Annotated in this window: 19 protein-coding genes; 10 read left to right on the top strand and 9 right to left on the bottom strand. The window is 53.1% G+C overall.

The features are described 5' to 3' along the window. Window positions 1-49 precede the first annotated feature (49 nt). The 4 genes from AEST_RS10890 to AEST_RS10880 all read left to right on the top strand — a co-directional run bounded on the left by AEST_RS10890 (window position 50) and on the right by AEST_RS10880 (window position 4,705). Complete coding sequence (locus tag AEST_RS10890) at window positions 50-1,153, top strand: AI-2E family transporter (protein ID WP_008609059.1); 1,104 nt, start codon at window positions 50-52, stop codon at window positions 1,151-1,153. Continuing rightward, window positions 1,140-3,047 carry an alkaline phosphatase D family protein gene (locus tag AEST_RS10885; protein WP_008609058.1) on the top strand — a complete coding sequence of 636 codons (1,908 nt, stop codon included), beginning with the start codon at window positions 1,140-1,142 and terminating at the stop codon, window positions 3,045-3,047. Before AEST_RS10890 ends, AEST_RS10885 begins: the two co-directional genes overlap by 14 nt. A 113-nt stretch (window positions 3,048-3,160) precedes the next feature. Next, window positions 3,161-3,316 (top strand): hypothetical protein, encoded by a 156-nt coding sequence (locus AEST_RS17275; RefSeq protein ID WP_008609057.1) that lies wholly within the window; start codon window positions 3,161-3,163, stop codon window positions 3,314-3,316. Between the two features lie 6 nt (window positions 3,317-3,322). Then, window positions 3,323-4,705: an ATP-binding protein gene (locus tag AEST_RS10880; RefSeq protein WP_008609056.1), complete on the top strand. Its 1,383-nt coding sequence runs from the start codon at window positions 3,323-3,325 to the stop codon at window positions 4,703-4,705. On the opposite strand, the gene AEST_RS10875 is transcribed toward AEST_RS10880, so the two are convergent. The 3 genes from AEST_RS10875 to AEST_RS10865 form a co-directional block, all read right to left on the bottom strand. Next, complete coding sequence (locus AEST_RS10875) at window positions 4,694-5,608, bottom strand: pirin family protein (RefSeq protein ID WP_008609055.1); 915 nt, start codon at window positions 5,606-5,608, stop codon at window positions 4,694-4,696. The genes AEST_RS10880 and AEST_RS10875 overlap by 12 nt on opposite strands. Window positions 5,609-5,895: 287 nt before the next feature. Further along, the gene (locus AEST_RS10870) at window positions 5,896-6,777 is read right to left on the bottom strand and encodes a LysR family transcriptional regulator (RefSeq protein WP_008609054.1); all 882 of its coding nucleotides are present in this window, start codon (window positions 6,775-6,777) and stop codon (window positions 5,896-5,898) included. Window positions 6,778-6,832: 55 nt separating this feature from the next. Further along, window positions 6,833-7,282, bottom strand: coding sequence for a DoxX family protein (locus tag AEST_RS10865; protein ID WP_008609053.1), 450 nt, complete (start codon window positions 7,280-7,282; stop codon window positions 6,833-6,835). 220 nt (window positions 7,283-7,502) lie between these two features. Here AEST_RS10865 and AEST_RS10860 point away from each other — a divergent pair, with 220 nt between their 5' ends. After that, window positions 7,503-8,171 (top strand): PilZ domain-containing protein, encoded by a 669-nt coding sequence (locus AEST_RS10860; protein ID WP_008609052.1) that lies wholly within the window; start codon window positions 7,503-7,505, stop codon window positions 8,169-8,171. A gap of 79 nt (window positions 8,172-8,250) precedes the next feature. On the opposite strand, the gene AEST_RS10855 is transcribed toward AEST_RS10860, so the two are convergent. Then, the gene (locus tag AEST_RS10855) at window positions 8,251-8,946 is read right to left on the bottom strand and encodes a pirin family protein (protein WP_008609050.1); all 696 of its coding nucleotides are present in this window, start codon (window positions 8,944-8,946) and stop codon (window positions 8,251-8,253) included. 294 nt (window positions 8,947-9,240) lie between these two features. On the opposite strand from AEST_RS10855, the gene AEST_RS10850 reads away from it, so the two are divergent. Genes AEST_RS10850 through AEST_RS10835 form a run of 4 tightly spaced genes read left to right on the top strand, consistent with a single transcriptional unit; the run spans window position 9,241 to window position 12,315 of the window. After that, the gene (locus AEST_RS10850) at window positions 9,241-10,143 is read left to right on the top strand and encodes a virulence factor BrkB family protein (protein WP_008609048.1); all 903 of its coding nucleotides are present in this window, start codon (window positions 9,241-9,243) and stop codon (window positions 10,141-10,143) included. Between the two features lie 3 nt (window positions 10,144-10,146). Beyond that, window positions 10,147-10,587: a D-aminoacyl-tRNA deacylase gene (gene dtd / locus AEST_RS10845; protein WP_008609047.1), complete on the top strand. Its 441-nt coding sequence runs from the start codon at window positions 10,147-10,149 to the stop codon at window positions 10,585-10,587. Beyond that, window positions 10,587-11,489 carry a bifunctional GNAT family N-acetyltransferase/hotdog fold thioesterase gene (locus AEST_RS10840; protein WP_008609046.1) on the top strand — a complete coding sequence of 301 codons (903 nt, stop codon included), beginning with the start codon at window positions 10,587-10,589 and terminating at the stop codon, window positions 11,487-11,489. Before dtd ends, AEST_RS10840 begins: the two co-directional genes overlap by 1 nt. A 4-nt stretch (window positions 11,490-11,493) precedes the next feature. Then, window positions 11,494-12,315 carry an NAD(P)H-binding protein gene (locus tag AEST_RS10835; RefSeq protein ID WP_008609045.1) on the top strand — a complete coding sequence of 274 codons (822 nt, stop codon included), beginning with the start codon at window positions 11,494-11,496 and terminating at the stop codon, window positions 12,313-12,315. Here the strand turns inward: AEST_RS10835 and AEST_RS10830 are convergent. From AEST_RS10830 to hutC, 4 genes are all read right to left on the bottom strand, one after another. Next, entirely contained in the window at window positions 12,312-14,333 is a 2,022-nt protein-coding gene (locus AEST_RS10830; protein WP_008609044.1) for a methyl-accepting chemotaxis protein, read from the bottom strand. The genes AEST_RS10835 and AEST_RS10830 overlap by 4 nt on opposite strands. A 159-nt stretch (window positions 14,334-14,492) precedes the next feature. Further along, on the bottom strand, window positions 14,493-16,028 hold the full coding sequence (hutH, locus tag AEST_RS10825) for a histidine ammonia-lyase (protein WP_008609043.1): 1,536 nt from the start codon (window positions 16,026-16,028) through the stop codon (window positions 14,493-14,495). 10 nt (window positions 16,029-16,038) lie between these two features. Further along, window positions 16,039-17,721 (bottom strand): urocanate hydratase, encoded by a 1,683-nt coding sequence (gene hutU, locus AEST_RS10820; protein ID WP_008609042.1) that lies wholly within the window; start codon window positions 17,719-17,721, stop codon window positions 16,039-16,041. Between the two features lie 11 nt (window positions 17,722-17,732). Next, window positions 17,733-18,440: a histidine utilization repressor gene (gene hutC, locus AEST_RS10815; RefSeq protein ID WP_008609041.1), complete on the bottom strand. Its 708-nt coding sequence runs from the start codon at window positions 18,438-18,440 to the stop codon at window positions 17,733-17,735. A gap of 157 nt (window positions 18,441-18,597) precedes the next feature. Here hutC and hutI point away from each other — a divergent pair, with 157 nt between their 5' ends. Then, window positions 18,598-19,821, top strand: coding sequence for an imidazolonepropionase (gene hutI, locus AEST_RS10810; protein ID WP_008609040.1), 1,224 nt, complete (start codon window positions 18,598-18,600; stop codon window positions 19,819-19,821). Between the two features lie 7 nt (window positions 19,822-19,828). Here the strand turns inward: hutI and AEST_RS10805 are convergent, their stop codons facing one another. Further along, on the bottom strand, window positions 19,829-20,896 hold the full coding sequence (locus tag AEST_RS10805) for a formimidoylglutamase (protein ID WP_008609039.1): 1,068 nt from the start codon (window positions 20,894-20,896) through the stop codon (window positions 19,829-19,831). Window positions 20,897-20,899: the final 3 nt, after the last annotated feature.

Below are 20,899 nucleotides of genomic sequence, written 5' to 3'. Positions count from 1 at the left end.
CATGTTATGGTAGTTACTGAGAGTGTAAGACCTTAATCCGGGTATCCTTATGTCACAAATCTTCAGCAATGTTGCCGTTAGCAGAGCGTTATTGCTCCTTATTCTGGCTGCTGGCGTGTATTTTTTTATTGGCTTTCTGGTACCGGTGCTGGCGGCGCTGATTATTTGTTTTGCTAGTTGGCCGGTATATCAGCGGTTAGTCAGGCAGTGTGGCAATAATACAACCCTTGCCGCGACGCTGGCGCTGATTCTGATTGTTTTGTGTCTGGTGGTACCGCTAACCTGGGTGTTTAGTTATGCGATAGCAGAAATGAAGCTCTGGATGAAATGGTTATTGGCAGCGAATCAATCGGGAGCGCCAGTACCCGATTGGATTGCGGCCTTACCGGGTGTAGGAAGCTGGCTGGCGCAAGTTTGGCAGGATTATTTAAGTGAACCTCATCAATTGGGGCATGCAGTCAGTGTGATTAGTGGTGAACACCTGAGCGGGATCTCGCGTACTGTATTAAATCTGGGCTGGCAAACGGCCGGCGCTTTGTTAACCATTTTATTCATGCTGATCACACTGTTCTTTCTTTACAAAGATGGCGATAAATTTGCGGGTCAGTTAGATACGGTCGGGGAGAGAATTTTACCTGCGCGTTGGCAGCGTTTCTCCCGGGTGGTGCCTGCCACCGTAAGCTCTACGGTGCTGGGCATGACCGTGATTGCGATTGGTGAGGGGATAGTGCTAGGTGTCGCCTATTGGATTGCCGGGGTGCCATCTCCGGTTGCTTTTGGTGTGATCACTGGTTTTATGGCCTTGATCCCGGGTGGGGCACCGCTGGCGTTTACGCTGATTTCACTTTATTTGGTGGGAACGGGCGATCTGACGGCAGGTATTGCCTTGTTCTTATGGGGCAGTATTGAGCTGTTTATTGTCGATAAAACCATCCGGCCAACGCTGGTCGGTGGGCCAATTAAGCTGCCTTTTTTACCTACTTTTTTTGGTTTAATCGGTGGGGTAAAGACTATGGGGCTGGTCGGCTTATTTATTGGTCCGGTGCTAATGGCGCTGCTAGTGGCAATGTGGCGTGAGTGGTTACGGGAAGTGCCGCCGGCCGCTGAGGTAACCGAGGTAAACTCCAGGGTAGAGGTGGATGGCAGCAGTTAAGGTTTGGGCCGGGCCCATTTTAAGGCGGTTGACGCCAGAGAGGTTGACGTTTTGGCTGGCAACCGATGCCCCGGTAAGGCCCGATCTCACGCTCACACCACAAGATGGCGCCGCGATTAGACTGTCGCAAGATCATTTAAAAGCCGGACATACCGAACTTAAAGCCGGTGCCAAGCTGTACTTTCAGTTGCTGGATATTCACCTGCCAACCGCCTTGCCAACCCAGCAGCCAATTTACTACCAGTTATTATTAAACGGTGAGAGCTGGCAGCAGTGGGCGCCGGATCTGTGCTTTGCCGATCAGCCTGAGCCATTTTTTGTCTTACAACCTGATGTGCGGCAACTGTTGCACGGCTCCTGCCGTAAACCGCATCATCCTGCTGCTGATGGTTTACTGCAGGTGGAGCAGTTACTGGCCGAGACGACGCCGGAGCAGTGGCCGGCACTGTTAATGCTAAGTGGCGATCAGATTTATGCTGATGATGTGGCCACACCCATGTTAGTTGCCATCCACCATTTACTGCCGCAACTGGGCTTGCCAGATGAAACGCTACCCTGCAGTGAAGTCGCCAGTGCCGGCGAACTGCACCAGCGGCAGCCTTACTATCTGAAGCGGGAAGCCTTGTTGCCGGATAATAAACTTAGCCGCGATATGGTGACTAAGGTATTCGGTGGAGTACGTAAACCGGTATTTACTTCAGACTCAGCCCATAATCATCTGATTAGTCTGGGTGAAGTGCTGGCAATGTATTTATTGGTTTGGTCGCCGCAGCCCTGGCAACAGGTTCTGGCGAGCGGGGGATGGCCAGCTGCGCCGGAACTGGACGCACAGCTGCAACAACAATATCAACAACAGCAACAGATATTGCAGCAATTTGTTGATGGGTTGCCGCGGGTTAGAAGAGCCTTGGCGCATTTACCGGTGGCGATGATTTTCGACGATCATGATATTACAGATGATTGGAATTTAACGGCGGCCTGGGAGCAGGCTGCTTATAACCACGATTTTTCGGTACGGATTATTGGTAATGCCTTGTTGGGCTACCTGTTGTGTCAAGGTTGGGGTAATTGTCCTGAAGCCTTTAGTGCGGACTTGCTGCAACAGGTACAGCAGGTGCTGGCGCAGCCGGGGCAGGACTTGCACGATAAATTACTGCAGCAGTTATTTCGTTTTAACCAATGGCAATACCAGTGGCCGACCGAGCCGCCACTGCTAGTGCTGGATACCCGCACTCAGCGCTGGCGCTCCGAGCGCTCGCTGGAGAGTCCGTCTGGGTTGATGGATTGGGAAGCCATTACCGATTTGCAGCAACGCCTGTTGGGGTTAGAGGCAGTGATTCTGGTCTCGCCGGCGCCGATTTTTGGTGTAAAGTTAATTGAAAGCATTCAGCGGGTATTTGCCTGGTGTGGTAAGCCGCTGTTGGTTGATGCGGAAAACTGGATGGCTCATCCGGGTGCCGCCCATGCCATGCTCAATTTGTTCCGGCACCCGAAAACGCCGCGGCACTTTGTTATTTTATCGGGTGATGTGCACTACTCCTTTGTTTACGATATCAGGTTTAGGGGTAAAAGACGTGGACCTGACTTGTGGCAAATTACCAGCAGTGGCCTGAAGAATGAGTTCCCCAAAAAACTGCTCGATGTTTTTGATCGCTTAAACCGTTGGCTGTACTCGCCACGCTCGCCATTAAACTGGTTTACCCGCCGCCGTCGGATGCAGGTAATACCTCACAAACCGGAAACGGCCGATCCCGGCGAGCGGTTACTAAACGCTTCTGGAGTCGGGCTGGTCACCCTCAATGCTGATGGTTCGCCACGAGAGGTCATGCAGCTGTGTGCCGATGGGCGTAAGATTCGCTTTGTGTTACGTGAAGAGGAAGGGCGCTGGGAATAATCAGTGCTGCTCCAACTTGCCAAATCAGCTAAACCTTATACACTGATAAAGCGTTTAAATTCGCTTCTTATAATAATAATTAAAAGAAAACAAACAGATAGGAATATGCTGCTATGGGTGCACTCACTAAATCGCTGCAAAATATCAGCGTGCGTACCAAATTATTAACCGGTTTTCAGGCCAGTGAGCAGACTGCGATGGCCAGTACCAACCTAAGCCAGCTGGGTAATGATTTACAACAAGTCGCCGCACGCTTTCGGGTAGCCTAGTCGCCGATGCTGAACGATTTACTGGAAAACTTGCTGCTGTCGTTATCGATGGATCCCGTGCTGGATAGCGGTGATAAGGCGCGCGCAGAGCAACGTTTATTGCAAAGTTGCTTGCAGGGGCTGGCAATTAGCCGGGCCAGTATCTGGTTATATAACCCGCAGCGTGACGCTATCCAATGCCAGCAAATCTGTTGTTTGCAGGCTGGGACCAGCGATGCCTTGCCGGTATTAAGTCGTCAGCAGTTTCCGCGCTATTTTGCTGAGCTGGATAAAAAGCGGGTGATCAATGCCAGTCAGGCGCGAACGGATCCGGCAACGTCGGAATTTACCGAGTCTTACCTGTTGCCACAAGATATCTGGTCGATGTTGGATGTACCACTGCGCTATCAGGGCGAAGTTATCGGTATTATCTGTTGTGAGCAAACCGGTGCGCCGCGGCAGTGGACCGATGAGGATGCTGGCTTTGTTGGCGCCTTATCTGATCTGTATGGTCGGATTCTAGCGGCGGCAGAACGCTTGCGCTATCAGCAGCAACTGGAACGAAGCAACGAGCGTCTGGAAAGCCTGGTGTCAGAGCGCACTGCGCATTTACAGCAAACATTGGATCAGTTAAGACAAACCCAGCAACATTTAATTGAATCGGAGAAAATGGCCTCCTTGGGTAGTTTGGTTGCCGGTATTGCACATGAAGTCAACACACCGGTTGGCATCGGTTTAACCGGGATTTCGCATTGCAATTATTTGTTAAACACGGTCCAGCAAAGTATCAACGCCGGCACTTTGGGGAAAAGCCAGCTGCAGCAGACGTTGACGGAATTACAAAGCTCTGCTGAATTGGTAGAACGCAATCTGTTACGGGCAGCCGAGTTAATCAGCCAATTTAAGCAGAGTGCTGTTGATCAGTCACACTACGAGCTGCATCGTTTTGCGATTGATGATTACATTCTGGCTGTCGTCAATACCTTACTGCCTTTTTGTAAACAGCATCAGGTGCAGATTGAGCTGGCTCTGCATAGTGGCGTCACGCTCAGTTCTTACCCCGGGGCGATTGCGCAGGTGCTGACTAACCTTATCACCAATGCCTGTATCCATGCGTTTGAAGACTTAGCAGCTGACAAGGTGCCGTTGGTCGTGATCGAAACTGAAGCCCTGGCAGCAGATCGGGTGCAAATCCGGGTGACCGATAATGGCTGTGGCATCCCAAAAGATGCACAGCAGCGGATCTTCGAACCCTTTTTTACCACCCGACGCGGTCGCGGCGGCACGGGGCTTGGGCTATCAATAGTGTATAACATTGTGCAGAAAAATCTGCACGGCGCGATCAGTGTGGTCTCTAAACCAGGTATTGGTACCCGGTTTAGTGTCCGGCTTGATGACTTAGCCCGGTAACGGAATAAACTCTTCCTCATCGCCAGGAACTTTGGCAAAGCGTCCGGCTTGCCAGTCGGCTTTGGCCTGCTCAATCCGTGCTTTACTGCTGGAAACAAAGTTCCATTCGATAAAGCGTTGGCCAATGCTCTCGCCGCCAATCAGCGCCAGCTGACAGTCAGTGCTGGCGCAAACTTCCAGCTCAGTCTCAGCGCTTAATACCACCAGTTGTTGTGCCTGAATGCGGCTTCCCCGCAGCGTCAGTTCGCCGTGCGTTAAATACAGCGCCCGCTCAGCGGCTGGTGGCAGTTTCAACGTTTGCCCTGCCTGTAAACGAGCCTCCAGATAGAGTGTTTCGAAGAAGGTTTTCACTGGCGAGGTCACACCGTATGCCTCGCCAATCATCACCCGAACTGGCACGCCAGCCAGCTCCAGGGTTGGAATACTGTCAGAGGGATAATGATAGAAACCAGGATCACATTCTTCGTCGGCCTCTGGCAGCGCCAGCCATAACTGCAAGCCATGCAAAGGATGTGCTTGTTGGTGCACTTCGGGCCGTTCACGTTCAGAGTGCACGATGCCACGCCCAGCGACCATTAAATTAATATCACCTGGCTGAATTGCCTGATAACTGCCCAGCGAGTCGCGGTGCAGAATTTCGCCGGCAAACAGATAAGTCACTGTTGCCAGGTTGATATGAGGGTGGGGTCTGACATTAACCCCGCTACCGGCCTCAAACTGCGCCGGGCCCATTTCGTCGAAGAAGATCCAGGGACCGACATTACGCTGCTGCCTCACCGGTAGACAACGACGCACGGTAAAACCACCGAGATCTTTGGCTTTAGGTTCGATAATCATCGCGATGCCAGGGCAGCTTTGCCCCAGTTCACAATCCGCATCAATCTGTGGTTGTTGATTACTCATTATTTGCTCTCCATGGTCTGTTAGGGCGTGTTGACGTTTGCTGCTTATATTTTGTTCACACTGGCGGCGCTTTGATCGCGAAACGAGGAGCGCAGTTTAGTTATTCTAAATAAGTGACGAGTGACAATGAGCAAAGCGCCGCCAGTGCGAACCCTTCGGGCAGCGTTTGGCTGGCGTTTCTACTGCGTTATCGCTTATTCATGTAGAATAACTACACATCACAAGCTCTGCCTTGTATAAACACCAGCCAAACAGCTGCAAAAACAAGCAGCAAACGTCAACACGCCCTAATCATTACTCAGGTAGCGTAAGTGACCTAAGAAGCTACGTGCTACCGGGCCAAGTGTATCAGCATCATTAAAATTCAAATAAAAAGTGAAGGTACGGCTGCTGCCACGGGGGAGTTGTAAGGGTAAGAGTTCACCGTTATCCAAAAAGGGTTGCACGGCGTGCTTAGGTAACCAGGCGAAGCCCAAATTCTTACGTAATAACTCAATTGACGTTGCAACATGGCTGACAGTCCAGCGTTGTTCTGATCCCAACCAGCCGACATCTTTCTTCTGATGCTGTGTCGAATCACGTAACACGATTTGCCGGCACTGTTTCAACTCTTCCAAAGCCAGCTCCCGTCTTGGCTGAGTTAGGGGGTGTTGCGGCCCAGCCACGGCAATAAACTCGATTTGACACAGGTCCTCATTCAGATTATCCGGCAAGGTAAAAGGTGAGACCGCGATTTCTGCTTTACCCTGGCTCAATAACTCATTGGCGCCAGACAAGATAGTCTCCAGTAATTCGATCCGGATCAGCGGGTATTCCGCTGAAACGGCGGCCAGGGTCTGATAGAGAATATCGCGCGGAAAGGCCTCATCCACGGCAATACTCAGTTTGGATTCTACGCCGGCTTTTAAATTCAGTGCGACATTTTCCATCCGATCTGCTTCGGCCAGCAAAAAGTTAATCCGGCGTAATAATTGTTCACCGGCAGCGGTAAGCGTCGTTTTCCGGCCTTCCACCTGCAACAGCTGGACATCAAGAGTTTGTTCCAGTTTGAGCACAGCGTGGTGTACCGTAGACTGGCTCTTATAGACAACTTCAGCTGCCTGATGGAAACCACCATGTTCGGCGACGGCTTTAAACATCCGCCATTGTTCCAACGTTGAACGTGCCATCTGTCGCTCCTGCAAAAGAGGCAGTTTGCCGGCTTAGGCAAACTGCCTGGCGAAGTTAGTGCTTGCGGCTGATTAACGCATCGACAGATACTTTACCCGCCCCGCTGAACAGCAAGGAGACACTGGCTGCTAATAACGCTAAGCCAAACTCGTAGCCATTGTTGCTCATAAACAAACCGTTTTCAAAGTGTACGCTAAAGATGGCAACCAACATGGCGAATGCCAGTGCCGCCGCGGCAGGCCGGGTTAAGAATCCGAGGATCAACGCCAGGCCACCAAAGAACTCTGCCGCGCCCGCCAAAAAGGCCATTTCCACACCAGGAGTTAAGCCAATACTGTTCATCCAGGCGCCGGTCCCTTCCAGGCCGTAGCCGCCAAACCAGCCAAAAAGCTTTTGCGCGCCATGAGCCGCAAAAATAATCCCGATCGGAACCCGCAGCGCTAAGGCACCCCAGCCTGCTTGGGTTGTAGTAATTTGTTGCATTAACGCTGTTGCTTTATTCATATCGGTAACCTCAAATTAAGTGAATTTTTTACTGTTGTCGAACTAACTGCTGTCGATGAGGTAACTATAGTGCAGATTATTGATTGTTAAAATTGGATATAATTTATCTATTTGTTCTTATTTTCAGAATGTTTTGCTGGACTAAGCCAAAGTCTTATAGGTGGTATCTGTAACTTTTGTTAGAATCCACTAATGGTCTTTCTGGATGCCAGGCTGATAGATGAAAATAGCAAGCAAAGGTTCGGTAACGCTAGCAGAGTTGGAGCCGGACGCAACATTTTGGCAGGCGTTTAATCTTGGGCTTCGGCTAGAAGTCCAGTTATTAGTTAACTCGGCGTTTCGGATCCGGGCTGAGTTAGTGGGTTTCGAAAAGCGACAATATCTGTTGCTTAGAATCGCTGCGACTGAACCGGCACTGCCAAAAAATATACTGTCACAGAAAACAGGTTTAATTTGCCGTTTTGTGGCAGAGGCCGAGCAGGGCAGAGTTTATGCTTTTAAATCTGAAATTTTAAATGTCATAAGCCATCCATACCGGTTGTTGGTTATTCGCTATCCGGAAGTGGCGCAGTACTTATCACTGCGCTCTGATAAGCGCAACCCGGTGCGCATCCCGGTTAAGATCCAGCTGGCAGCCGGCGAGCAAATTGAGGCGGAATTGTTAGATTTGTCGGTAAAAGGCGGCTTATTGGCCTTAAGCCAAGAGGCTCCGTTAATAGGGCGCGGCGAGCAGTTAAGTCTGTTGTTACCTGACACTTTGCCGCCGGTCACGGCCATGGTGAAGCGCAGTACCCGACCCACCGGTACGGTGCGGCTTGGCTTAGAGTTTGCTCAGGCGCTGCCGTTAGCCAGCTTTGAACGTTTGATGCAGCTTAGTCACGACAAGTAGCGTTATGGTTACTGGCGCGCTCTCAGTGTCTGCAGCTCTGTGTTAGCCCGCTAAGGTCGGGCTAACAGGCAATCTCGTGTTACAGCGGTAAATCAAACCATAGCGCTTGCAGCGGCCCCTGCGTTACCACGCCCTGCAGCTTGTCGACAGCTGCGATCTTTAAACCATCGCCTGCTGCCAAGGTTACATTCGCCAAGGCCAGCTCACCCTCTATCAGATGCAGATAGTAAGCGCGACCGGCTTGTACCGGAAAATTTAATACTTGCTCTTTGGTTAACAGCAGCTGCGCCAAAGCGGCATCCTGCTTGATGCGCAAGGTGCCATCACGGCCATCGGGGGTGATGACCCAGGTTAAGCCAGCCTGGTTGCCAAAGTCCTTTTGCTGATATCCTGGCTCACCATCGCGCTGATTTGGCTCAATCCAGATTTGCAAAAATTTTAGGATCTCTGTCTGGCTGGCATTATATTCGCTGTGATAAATGCCTTTGCCGGCACTCATTAACTGGAATTCACCGGCCGGCAAAATTTCTTCATTACCGGCAGAATCTTTATGTGCAATTTTCCCGCGCAGCACATAGCTGATAATTTCCATATTGCGGTGACCATGGGTACTAAAACCGGCGCCGGGTGCTACCTCATCATCGTTGATTACCCTTAATGCTGAGAACCCCATTTGCTGTGGGTTGTAGTAATCGCCAAAGGAAAAGGTATGCTGGCTTTTCAGCCAGCCAAAGTGGGCACGGCCACGTTGATTAGCGCGAACAATCTCTAACATCGGTACCTCCGGATGTGATAATACTGAACAACGAGCAGTGAGCTGCATCAACCGCGGTAGCCTGGCAGGCTGAATAAAACGAATATATCGAAGAAAATTCAATAATAAATTCTTTAAAATAGAGCATGGCAGGGGCACACTTGTTGCAGCATTACTCGCGGTCATTCTGCTTGCTGAGCCTATGCACAGCCGGTTGCTGGTTGCGGGGGGGGCTGGTATTGTCAGGGCTGGGCTTGGTGTTGTTATGTGGACGTCGTAATGTACGCTAACGTCGATCAACGAAATGGAGTACTCATGCAACTATCTAGCTGGCAGAGCTATTGGCGACAAAGTGTCGACTTTGTCAAAGCCTATTGGCAGCGTTGTCAACAAGATCAGATCCAGGTAATCGGCGGTTATCTGACCTATATTTCGTTACTATCGCTGGTGCCGCTGGTGACAGTGATGTTTGCGATGCTTAGTGCGTTTCCGATGTTTGCGGAGTTTCGCACGAATATGGAGCAGTTTATCTATGCCAATGTCATCCCGTCGCGCGGAGATGAAATTCAGGCCTATCTCACGCAGTTTATCGGTAATACCGGCGGTATGACGGCGATCGGCATTCTGGCGCTGGTGTTTTTTGCCTTATTGCTAATTCACAATATTGATAAAACGCTGAATAAAATCTGGCGGGTCACCAGCCGGCCGCGTTTAATTATCTCGTTTTCAATTTACTGGATGATTCTGACGTTGGGCCCCATCCTGTTTGGGCTGTCGATTGGCGTAACCTCTTATCTGGTCAGGCTAAGTACCTTTGCGGACGACTATACGCCGGGTTTCTCAACCCTGGTGCTGGGTGTGGTGCCTTATCTGATGTCACTGGCAGCCTTTTTTATTTTATATCTGGTCGTGCCCAACCTTAAAGTCCGGGTTAAACATGCGCTTTGGGGGGCCTTATTGGCGATGGTGCTGTTTGAGTTATCCAAGCGGGGCTTTGCCTTTTATGTCACAAACTTTCCGACTTATCAGACGATTTATGGTGCCCTGGCGCTGTTACCCATTTTGTTTGTCTGGATCCATTTATCCTGGATGGTGGTATTGCTGGGAGCGGAACTCACCGCCTTACTACAACAGCGGGAAGCGGGGGAGTGTCGGGAAGATGAAGTTTGTCCGGTGCCGCAGCGTGCGGACAAATCAGTTGCAGCTGAAACAGAGTAGTCAATGAAAGCATTAATTCAAAGAGTCAGTCAGGCCAAAGTTGAGGTCGCCGGCAGCACAATTGGCGTAATCGAACGGGGTTTATTGGTGTTATTGGCGGTTGAAGCCGGGGATAGCGAAGCCGATCTGCGTAAATTGGCTGAGAAAGTTTGCCGTTACCGGGTATTTAGTGATGACAACGGTAAGATGAACCTGAATGTACAGCAGGCAGGTGGAGCCTTGCTGGTGGTGTCTCAATTTACCCTGGCGGCGGATACCCAATCCGGTCTGCGTCCCAGCTTTACACCCGCAGCAGCACCGGAATTGGCGCAGCAATATTATCAGGCATTTTGCACTTACTGCCGTGAGCTGGGGCTTAAGGTTGCAACCGGCCAGTTTGCCGCCGATATGCAGGTTAGTCTGACTAACGACGGCCCCGTTACCTTTATGCTGGAGAGCCGCTAATGGCAAAAACCTTAACCCTGATCAGTCCGCAAACTCCGGCACAGTGGCAGGCCTATTATCAGCTGCGTTGGCAGGTGCTGCGCGCACCCTGGCAGCAACCGCCGGGTTCAGAGCAGGATGAGCTGGAGCAAAGCAGCTTTCATCAGATGCTACTGGATCCACAAGGGCAGGTCGCGGCTGTCGGGCGTTTACATCAAGTTGATAGTGACACTGCTCAGGTCCGCTATATGGCGGTCGCTGAGTCATGGCAGGGCAAAGGCGCCGGTAGCCGAATTTTACAGGCGCTGGAGCAACATGCCGTGCAGCTGGGGATGAAATATATCGTACTAAATGCTCGTGACAGCGCGCTGGCGTTTTATCAGCGTCAGGGGTATCGGGTCGTTGCAGCAGCGCCGACCCAGTTTGGTATTACGCATCAACGGATGCAAAAACAACTCTGTTTGGCCGGTAGTCCAGCAGAATGGCAACAATGGTGCCAAAGTCTGCAACAAACCTGGCACCGCACTATTCCGCTCAGTGCCTATATGCAACTGCAGATCGAACAATGTGATGGTTATCAGCTGCAATGCACGGCACCGCTGCCACCCAATATTAATCTGCACCAGACCATGTTCGCCGGCAGTATCTATACGCTGGCGACGTTAACCGGCTGGGGCATGCTGTATTTACAGTTACAGAGTCTGGGCCTGCATGGCGCACAGGTGCTGGCCGATGCCAATATCCGCTACCTGAAACCCATTCGCAGCCAACCCACCGCAGTGTGTAAAGTTGCGGCAGTATCTGGTGATCTAACGCCATTGGCCGCAGGCAAGCGGGTAAAGCAGCAAATTCGTGTCCAGCTGTTTGCTGAGGGTGAGCTTTGCGCGGAATTTAGCGGCCTGTATGCGGTGTTGCCGGAGTAACTGAATGGCAGAAAAAGTACTGATTATTGGTTGTGGCTGGCTGGGACAACAACTTGCGCCGTTGCTGGCAGCAGCAGGTTACCAGGTTTTTGGCAGCCGCCGCACCCAAGCCTCAGCAGAGGCTTTGCCGGCGCCGATCCAAGGTATCGCGCTGGATTTTCAGTCGCCCTGGTCTGCTGCACAGTTGGCGCTTTTTCAGGATGCCTGGCTAATTTGCACTATTCCGCCCGGTGCTCGGCAAGGAGGAGTGTCGGACTATCCGCAGGTATTACAACAGCTAGCGCAGCTATCTCAGGCTGCAGGGATAAAGGGTGGGATCCATATTAGCTCAACCGGTATTTATCAGGGGCTCAGTGGCGTCGTTAACGAGCGGAGCGAGCTGCAACTGACTCAGCCACGGGTAGCCCTGTTGGCAGCCGGTGAGCAGGCGCTGCAACAGCAGGATAACTGGCTAACGTTGCGTTTATCCGGTTTAATGGGGCCTGGCCGGCATCCGGGGCGTTTTGCTCAGGGGCGGGTGCTGAGCGGTGCGATGCAGCCGGTCAATATGGTGCATAGTGCCGATGTGGCAGCGGCTGTGCTGCAGATCTTAAGCCGTTGGCCCTTACCCGCAGCCTGTTATAACCTGAGCGCGCCGCAGTACGTGACAAAAGCCGAATTCTATCAAGCGGCGGCTCAGAGCCTGGGGTTGACCGCGGCCAGTATTGATTTGAGTGCCGCGGCGATCGAGCCTGCCCGCCAGGTGTGCAGCCAGCGCTTTATCGAAGATGCGGATTTTAGCTTTCAGTTTGCCGATCCCCGCACCGCCTTGCCGCTCTGCAATTAGATTTTAAACCGGGCCGCGCCCTCGGTCAGTTGTTGTGCCAGGCGGGCCACTTCCTGACTTTCGCTCATCGTTTGTTCGGCCTGAGTGGCACTTTGCTGCGCCAGGCCAACAATTTCGTGCATCCGGTCGTTGATAGCTTGCCCCAGCTGTTGCTGGCTTTGACTGGCCTGATTGACGGCACTGCTGATCCGCAGCGTGGCGGAAATCGCCTCTGTGACTGCGGTCAGGGAGGCAACCAGTTCCGTCATGGTCGTCACACACTGTTCGGCTTCCTGTTTACCGGTTAATACTGCGGCGACCGCCTGCTGACTTTGTTGTTGCAAATGTTCAATCATCTGCCGGATTTCACTGGTGGCCTGCTGGGTGCGTCCGGCCAGTGAGCGTACCTCATCGGCGACCACGGCAAAGCCACGGCCTTGCTCACCGGCACGCGCCGCTTCAATGGCGGCATTGAGTGCCAGCAGGTTAGTTTGCTCAGCAATGGCGCTGATAGTGGTCAGGATACTGCCGATATTGGTTGACTGATCATCGACCTTATTCATGATCTGGCTGGTGCTAACCAGCTGCTGTGCCAGCTTATTAATACGCTGGTTGTTGGCCCCCGCCAGTTGACTGATTTGCTGGCTTTGCTGCAAGGCCTGCTGCATGGCTTCACCGGCATCAGCGGCGTGGACTGCGACCGCCTGGGTATTTTCTGCCAGTTGCTCAGTAATTTGATTTACGCTACCGATTTGCTGCTGCTGGGCATGCAGCGACTGGTTGATCTCGCCGACCGCAGTGGTGGAACGCTGCGCCGTACTGCTCAGGGCACTGGCATTTTGCTGGATATTGGTCAGTAAGCCACTTAAGGCATTGATCAGGCTATTGACCTTTTCCGACAAGGCACCAAATTCATCTTGCTGTTCGATATGGAGCTTGCGGGTCAGATCGCCCTGCGCGATATAGCCCAGCACATGGTTAATCCCAGCCAGCGGTTTTAACATCGCGCTAATAGTAAAATAGGCGGTGGTCGCCGCCAGTACGACCAGCACCAGCATCATAAACCAGGTTCGGGTACTACCGGAGCTGAGGGCGCCGGAGGTTTGTTGTTGCAGGGTACTAAAGCGCAGCCCGGCTGCGTTAACCACCTGATCCAGCAGCTCCAGCGCCAGCCCGACTTGTTGTTCCGCGGTATTCAGGGCATTACGGGCTTGCTGCAAGGCACTGAGTTGTTGTTGCTTTAAGGTCAGTAAATTAGGCTCAGCACCGAGCGCATCATTTAGCTCCTGCCAGTGCATAGCAAAATTCTGCCACAGGCCATCGGTATTAATTGACTCGGCTAATTGCGCCAGATAATCGACATTAACCTGCATATCGCTGAGCGCAAAGCTAACGTTATCCTGATTGCGCTCCAACTGGCTGTACTCGCTATAGGCTGCAGTTTCCCGCAGCGTATTCACCAGACCAACCAACTGACCGTCTAAGCGGCCGGCGGTGCCGGCAATAATTTCTGCAGTTTGGCGGTTACGCGGTAATTCCAGCTCTGACAGTTCAATCAGGGCGGCGCCGGCTTCATCGAGCAGGGTTTCCAGCCGCGCCAGCTCAGTGCTCAGCTGCTGTTGCAGCCGTAAACTGCTCAGGCGGGCGCCAAACATTGTGCTGGACGCCTCGGTGTAACGGTTGGCATGTTCGGTGGCACTATTCAGACTTTGCTGCAGCTCGCCGCCCAGATTTAACTGTTGAAACTGGCTCAACAATTGATTAAATGCCTGTTGTTGCTGATTGAAGTTCTGCTGATATCGCTCAATATCGGCTTGTTGCTCGGCCGTAAAGCCGGACGCGGTCAGACGGGCCAGCTGCAATAACAGGATCTGTGCCTGATTGCTTTGTTGTTGCGCCGGCACGGCCAATTCGTTCATTTGGGTATTGGCGGTAGTGACACTGCGAAAACTGCTTAGAGCCGATACACTGGCGATCAGTAATAGGAGGGTGATAAAGCCAAAGCCGATAATGACTTTATGCGCAACGGTTAACTTCATAGCGTAAGCCCCTGTCTGGCCAGATTTTAGTATAGTGATTTTTGAGCGTCTGGTACGCCGTTTTGCGTTAGAAGGACGTTAGCAGGTTTTTAGATACTGGTCTAGCCAGTAGTAGCAGAGAAAATGCCCGGCAAAGCCGGGCAAAGGTAGGTCTGACTGTTAGAAGCTGCAGAGCAGTTGCGGCGGTATAAATTGGTTCAGTTTTCCGTCGCGGAGTAAGTTGGCGCTTTGTTCGATATCCGGGCCAAAATAGCGGTCCTGATCATAAAAAGCGACCTGCTCACGCAAAATGGCTTTGGCCTGCTCCAGAAGCGGGGTAGTTTTTAGTGGCGCACGGAAATCCAGCCCTTGCGCTGCCGCCAGATACTCTACCGCCAGTACGCCGGTGGTATTCTCGGCCATATCGGCTAGTCTACGCGCGGCAAAGGTGGCCATCGACACATGGTCCTCCTGGTTAGCTGAGGTCGGCAGGCTATCTACTGAGGCCGGATGCGCCAGCGATTTATTTTCCGACGCCAATGCCGCTGCCGTGACCTGCGCAATCATAAAGCCGCTATTCACGCCGCCATTCGGCACTAAAAACGCCGGTAACTTACTTAAGCTGGCATCAATTAACAGCGCCATCCGCCGCTCCGACAGGGCACCAATTTCGGCAATCGCCAGTGCCAGATTATCGGCGGCCATCGCCACCGGCTCGGCATGGAAGTTACCGCCCGATAAGATATCGCCATCGTCGGCAAATACCAGCGGGTTGTCGGTAACACCATTGGCTTCTACCGCTAACACTGCGGCTGCCTGACGGATTTGTGTTAAGCAGGCGCCCATTACCTGTGGCTGGCAGCGCAGCGAGTAGGGATCCTGCACCTTTTCGCAATCTTTATGCGATTGGCCGACTTCTGAGCTATCTTGCAGCAGGTGGCGGTAAATGGCGGCTGCGTCAATTTGTCCTTGCTGGCCACGAGCCAGATGAATACGCGGGTCAAAGGGCGCGCGGCTACCCAGGGCGGCTTCCACGCTTAACGCGCCAACCACACTACCGGCGGCAAACAGATCTTCGGCCCGGAACAAACCTTCCAACGCCAGGGCCGTAGAGGCCTGGGTGACATTTAACAGCGCCAGACCCTCTTTGGCAGCCAGCGTCAGCGGCTTTAAACCGACCAGGGCTAAGGCTTCTTTTGCATCATAGATTTGGCCTTGATAACAGATTTCACCTTCGCCAATCAGCGGCAGCACCATATGTGCCAGCGGCGCCAAATCACCGGAGGCGCCGACTGAGCCTTTTTCCGGAATGCACGGATAAAGCCCGGCGTTGACCATGTCAATTAGCAGCTGGATCACGCTTAAACGGATGCCAGAGAAGCCACGTGCCAGGGAGTTAATTTTCAGTACCATCATTAGCCGCACTGTGCTGTCGGCCATAAACTGACCAAAACCGGCGGCGTGCGATAATACGATGGAGCGCTGTAACAGTTCCAGCTCTTCATGCTTGATGCGGGTATTGGCCAGCAGGCCAAAGCCGGTATTAATACCGTACACCACTTTGTTTTGCTTAATAATATCGGCGACACAGGCGGCTGACTTTTCGATAGCCGGGATCGCAGCTGGATCCAGTGTCACCGTGACCGGGCCTTGCTGCACGGCACGTAATTGGGCCAGTGAGAGTTTACCTGGCGTTAAATGTAGGGCATAAGTCATGATCGTTTCTCTAGTTAGCAGTGCGATTAATCATCGGCAAGTCAAGGCCCTGTTCTTCGGCGCAATCAACGGCAATGGCGTAACCGGCATCGGCATGGCGCATTACGCCGGTGCCCGGATCATTCCACAGTACCCGGCTTAAGCGGGCGGCAGCCTGCTCGGTACCGTCAGCCAGGATCACCACACCACTGTGTTGGCTGTAACCCATACCCACACCACCCCCATGATGCAGCGATACCCAGGTGGCGCCACCGGCGGTATTAAGCAGGGCGTTTAGTAATGGCCAATCCGATACTGCATCTGAGCCATCCAGCATGGCTTCGGTTTCGCGGTTCGGGCTGGCAACGGAGCCGGAGTCCAGATGATCGCGGCCAATAATAATGGGGGCTGAGAGTTCGCCGTTTTTCACCATCTCATTAAAGGCCAGCGCAATGCGGGCGCGATCTTTTAAGCCGATCCAGCAAATCCGTGCTGGCAAGCCCTGAAATTGAATGCGTTCACGCGCCATATCCAGCCAGTTATGCAGGTGCGGATCGTCCGGGATCAGCTCTTTTACCTTGGCATCGGTTTTATAGATATCTTGCGGATCGCCAGACAGCGCTACCCAGCGGAAGGGGCCAATGCCCTGACAAAACAGTGGCCGGATATAGGCGGGTACAAAGCCAGGGAAATCAAAGGCATTAGCTACGCCAACATCCTTTGCCATCTGGCGGATATTATTACCATAGTCAGTTGCTACCGCACCGCGCTGCTGCATAGTTAAGATGGCTTTTACCTGTACGGCCATTGAGGCTTTAGCGGCCGCGACCACTGCATCTTCATCCTCCGTACGTTTGGCTTTCGCCTGCTCCAGCGTCCAACCCTGTGGCAGATAGCCATTCAGCGGGTCATGCGCCGAGGTTTGATCGGTGACCACATCCGGCGTGATACCGCGGGCCACCAGCTCGCTAAACACGTCGGCCGCATTGGCCAGCAAGCCGATTGAGGTCGGTTTACCGCTGGCTTTGGCTTGTTCTAACATAGCCAAAGCTTCATCCAGCGAGTAGGCTTTTTGATCCAGATAGCGGGTCTTAAGCCGGAAATCGATGCGGCTTTCATCCACTTCACAGGCCAGCATATGAAAGCCCGCCATCGTCGCGGCCAGTGGCTGGGCGCCGCCCATGCCACCGAGGCCGCCGGTCAGGATCCACTTGCCTGCTGCCTTGCCGGCAAAATGTTGTTTGGCAATGGCGACAAAGGTCTCATAAGTCCCCTGCACAATGCCCTGAGTACCGATATAGATCCAGGAGCCGGCCGTCATCTGGCCGTACATCATCAGGCCTTTGCGGTCCAGCTCGTTAAAGTGCTGCCAGTTGGCCCAGGCCGGCACCAGATTCGAGTTGGCGATCAGTACCCGTGGCGCATCCGGATGCGTCGGAAACACGCCAACCGGTTTCCCGCTTTGTACCAGCAGGGTTTGGTTATCTTCCAGCCGGTCCAGTACTTCGACGATTTTATCAAAGCAGGCCCAGTTGCGGGCGGCACGGCCAATACCGCCGTACACCACCAGCGCTTGGGGATGTTCGGCCACTTCCGGATCCAGATTATTCATCAGCATGCGTTTGGCGGCTTCGGTTTGCCAGCTTTTAGCGGTGATTTGGCTGCCACGGGGGGCGCGGATCACCCGGCTTTTATCAATGCGGTTATCGTTCATAGCAACTGTGGTTAGTGGGGTAGGGCAAAGTTAAGGTGGCCTCCCAGCCGGTAACGACTGCCGGGAGAGGTTAAATAGGCCAGGCTGACCGCGCCGTCACGGCTAAAGGTGCGGCGGGTCAGACGCAGGCAGGGTTCGGGTTTTTTCAGCAGCAACTGCTGACAGGTAAAATCATCCGGCCAGATAGCTTCAACAATATGCTCGGCTTCGGTCAGCGGTGCGATCTGACTTAAATACAGATGCGGGGTGATTTCCTGAAAATCCTGTTGGGTATACAGCGGCACCTGTTTCGGGTTGACATAACGCGCTTCCAGTTGCAGCGGTAGAGCATCGGAGTAATGCACGATCAGCGAGAAGAATACCGGCTCATTGCGTTTTAACCCCAAAGCCGTCGCCACGATAGTCGGGCAAGGCAGCTCGGTGAGCTGTAACAGCTTAGCGCGGTAGGCATGACCACTGCTTTGCACCTCATCGGCAATATTGCGAATTTCCAACAACGAGGACTGCGATTTTAACGCGGCGACAAAGCTACCGACGCCCTGGGTGCGGTACAGGATACCCTGTTCGGTCAGTTCCTGTAACGCGCGCCGGGCCGTCATCCGGCTGACGGAGAACTGTTCTGCCAACTCATTTTCGGATGGCACCCGGCTATGTTCCGGCCAGGCGCCGCTTTCGATCTGGCGCAGCATAAATTCTTTAATTTCGGCAAATTTTGCCATAGCGAGGCTGACCTGTTAGCAAGGGTTACGCAGTGATGTGCTAAAAATAGCGGATCTTAGTTGTATATACAAGTTTTTCAGTTAGACTATTTGCAAAGTGGTTGAACAGCATAACACCCCGGCTACGTAGCACCGCCGCGGTAAACAGGAGCACAGAATGGCAGACTTTGATGCGGTATGGCTAAATGCGAAGCTGGCGACGATGACGGATAACGGTAGCCCCTATGGTGCTATTGCGCACGGGGCATTGGCGGTTAAGGATGGGCTGATTGCCTATGCCGGGCCTCAGGCCGACCTGCCGCCTTTTGATAGCCTGGCGACACCCCTTTATGATGTGCAGGGGCAATGGCTGCTGCCGGGTCTGATCGATTGCCATACCCATTTGTTGTATGCCGGTAACCGCGCCAATGAGTTTGAACTGCGTCTGCAAGGAGCCAGTTATCAGCAAATTGCCGCGGCCGGCGGCGGCATTGCCAGTACCGTTCGAGCAACCCGCGACGCCAGTGAAGAAGAATTGTTTAAGCTGGGTAAAGATCGTTTAAACGCGTTGCTGCGGGAAGGGGTGACTACGGTTGAAATCAAATCCGGCTATGGTCTGGATTTAGCCAATGAACAAAAGCTTTTAGAAGTGGCGGCTTTGCTGGAGCAGCATCATCCGGCCAGTATTGTCAAAACCTTTTTGGGCGCCCATGCGTTACCGCCGGAATTTAAAGATAATGCTGATGGCTATATCGAGGCGGTGTGTCAGATGTTGCCGACTTTGCAGCAGCTCGGCTTAGTAGATGCCGTAGATATCTTCTGTGAGGGCATTGGTTTTAGTGTCGCGCAAAGCCGCAAGGTGTTTGCGGCGGCAACGGCGTTAGGTCTGCCGGTAAAAGCCCATGCCGAGCAGTTATCGAATCTGGGCGGCAGTGCGCTGGTGGCTGAGTTTGGCGGTTTATCGGCCGATCATGTTGAATATCTGGATGAAGCCGGTGTGGCGGCGATGGCGAAAGCCGGTACTGTCGCGGTATTGTTGCCGGGGGCCTATTATTTTCTGCGTGAAACCCAGCTGCCGCCGCTGGCGCTGCTGCGGCAATATCAGGTACCGATGGCGGTTGCCAGCGATCTGAATCCCGGCACCTCACCGTTTTGTTCTTTGCAGTTGATGCTGAATATGGCCTGCACGCTGTTTCGTTTAACCCCGGAAGAAGCCCTGCTCGGCGTCACCCGTCATGCTGCAACTGCGCTGGGGCTGAAAGATCGGGGGCAACTGCAAGCAGGTATGCGGGCAGACTTTGGCTGTTATGCGATAACTCAGCCGGCTGAGCTATGCTATCAGTTTGGGGTATCGCCGTTAAAACAACTGGTGATAGCCGGCAGTCTGTGCCGGCTACCATAACAGCACTTTACTCCACCACAGCAGCCTGGCGTTGTTTGCCGAGAATAAAGGCCTGCACCAGCTGGCTCAGTACCTGACCACAATGGTTAAGTCCGGCGCTAACACCTGAGGGATGCTGCGCCGGCGCAGCTTCTGCCAGATGCAGGTAGGCGGTAGCGGGTAAACGGGCGATTTGATACACCGCCTGCTCTGCCTGCGCCACACTGATACCACTGTAATTCAGCGCACTGGCCGGCATGGCGGTAATGGCATCAGTATCCAGCTCCAGTGCCAGCGGCGTATGAGCACTAAGCACCTTGTCGCAAGCCAGATCCAGCGCTTGCTGCCAGCTTAGCTGTTGGCGGACAAAAATCTGCTGGTAGCTGATAAAATCGGCACCGGCAGCCGACAGTGCTGCCAGGCTGGCGGCATTATTTTTTTGCTGGTGCAGGCCCAGCACCAGATAATGCTGCAGTAGCTGCTTCTCCATCGCATAGCTAAAACCATTACCGCTATGGCGGCCTTCCAGCGCACGAAAATCAGCATGGGGATCAATATTGATACAGTTGGCAGCCTGGCCAGTATGGCTGTGTAGTGCCTGCAACAGCGGCAGCGCATTATTATGACCGCCACCAATTACTATGGGGGTAAGACCGGCAGCAAAAATCGGCGCGACCGCCGCACCAACCCGTTCGTCCAGCTCAGCACAGAGTTGCCGGAGCTGCATCAGCTCCGCGGCATGAGCGGCGTTCAGATTGCTGCTCTGCTGCTGTAAATCGGCACAGCTGACTTCACCCAGCACTAACAGCTGCTGCGCATCCAGTAAGCTGTTTGCTTGCAGATTCAGAAATTTGCTTAAAAACGCCTGCCAACCCAAGTTGGCACCGGGCAAGCCACAGTTGGCCCGTGGGCCGATATCTTCGGGAATGCCCAACAACACAAACTTTCCGCCCGTTGTGGCATGCCGGGCTAAATTCGAACCTAGGTCCAATGCCGGATCCGGCAGTTGGCATTGTTCGGCCAGACGGCTTTCACCCGGACGGGGTTGAAAAAAGGCGCTTAACTGCGCCTTTGTAAGATAGTGAATCGCAGGCATCAC

The organism is Alishewanella aestuarii B11, from assembly GCF_000280055.1.
GTDB lineage: Bacteria > Pseudomonadota > Gammaproteobacteria > Enterobacterales > Alteromonadaceae > Alishewanella > Alishewanella aestuarii.
Note: the sequence above shows the minus strand (reverse complement) of the source record. Positions and strands in the feature narration are given on the sequence as shown.

Bases quoted from the DNA above. Each gene is read 5' to 3' on its own strand.
- AEST_RS10890 (WP_008609059.1), top strand. From the start codon at position 50: ATGTCACAAATCTTCAGCAATGTTGCCGTTAGCAGAGCGTTATTGCTC.
- AEST_RS10885 (WP_008609058.1), top strand. From the start codon at position 1,140: ATGGCAGCAGTTAAGGTTTGGGCCGGGCCCATTTTAAGGCGGTTGACG.
- AEST_RS17275 (WP_008609057.1), top strand. From the start codon at position 3,161: ATGGGTGCACTCACTAAATCGCTGCAAAATATCAGCGTGCGTACCAAA.
- AEST_RS10880 (WP_008609056.1), top strand. From the start codon at position 3,323: ATGCTGAACGATTTACTGGAAAACTTGCTGCTGTCGTTATCGATGGAT.
- AEST_RS10875 (WP_008609055.1), bottom strand. From the start codon at position 5,608: ATGAGTAATCAACAACCACAGATTGATGCGGATTGTGAACTGGGGCAA.
- AEST_RS10870 (WP_008609054.1), bottom strand. From the start codon at position 6,777: ATGGCACGTTCAACGTTGGAACAATGGCGGATGTTTAAAGCCGTCGCC.
- AEST_RS10865 (WP_008609053.1), bottom strand. From the start codon at position 7,282: ATGAATAAAGCAACAGCGTTAATGCAACAAATTACTACAACCCAAGCA.
- AEST_RS10860 (WP_008609052.1), top strand. From the start codon at position 7,503: ATGAAAATAGCAAGCAAAGGTTCGGTAACGCTAGCAGAGTTGGAGCCG.
- AEST_RS10855 (WP_008609050.1), bottom strand. From the start codon at position 8,946: ATGTTAGAGATTGTTCGCGCTAATCAACGTGGCCGTGCCCACTTTGGC.
- AEST_RS10850 (WP_008609048.1), top strand. From the start codon at position 9,241: ATGCAACTATCTAGCTGGCAGAGCTATTGGCGACAAAGTGTCGACTTT.
- dtd (WP_008609047.1), top strand. From the start codon at position 10,147: ATGAAAGCATTAATTCAAAGAGTCAGTCAGGCCAAAGTTGAGGTCGCC.
- AEST_RS10840 (WP_008609046.1), top strand. From the start codon at position 10,587: ATGGCAAAAACCTTAACCCTGATCAGTCCGCAAACTCCGGCACAGTGG.
- AEST_RS10835 (WP_008609045.1), top strand. From the start codon at position 11,494: ATGGCAGAAAAAGTACTGATTATTGGTTGTGGCTGGCTGGGACAACAA.
- AEST_RS10830 (WP_008609044.1), bottom strand. From the start codon at position 14,333: ATGAAGTTAACCGTTGCGCATAAAGTCATTATCGGCTTTGGCTTTATC.
- hutH (WP_008609043.1), bottom strand. From the start codon at position 16,028: ATGACTTATGCCCTACATTTAACGCCAGGTAAACTCTCACTGGCCCAA.
- hutU (WP_008609042.1), bottom strand. From the start codon at position 17,721: ATGAACGATAACCGCATTGATAAAAGCCGGGTGATCCGCGCCCCCCGT.
- hutC (WP_008609041.1), bottom strand. From the start codon at position 18,440: ATGGCAAAATTTGCCGAAATTAAAGAATTTATGCTGCGCCAGATCGAA.
- hutI (WP_008609040.1), top strand. From the start codon at position 18,598: ATGGCAGACTTTGATGCGGTATGGCTAAATGCGAAGCTGGCGACGATG.
- AEST_RS10805 (WP_008609039.1), bottom strand. From the start codon at position 20,896: ATGCCTGCGATTCACTATCTTACAAAGGCGCAGTTAAGCGCCTTTTTT.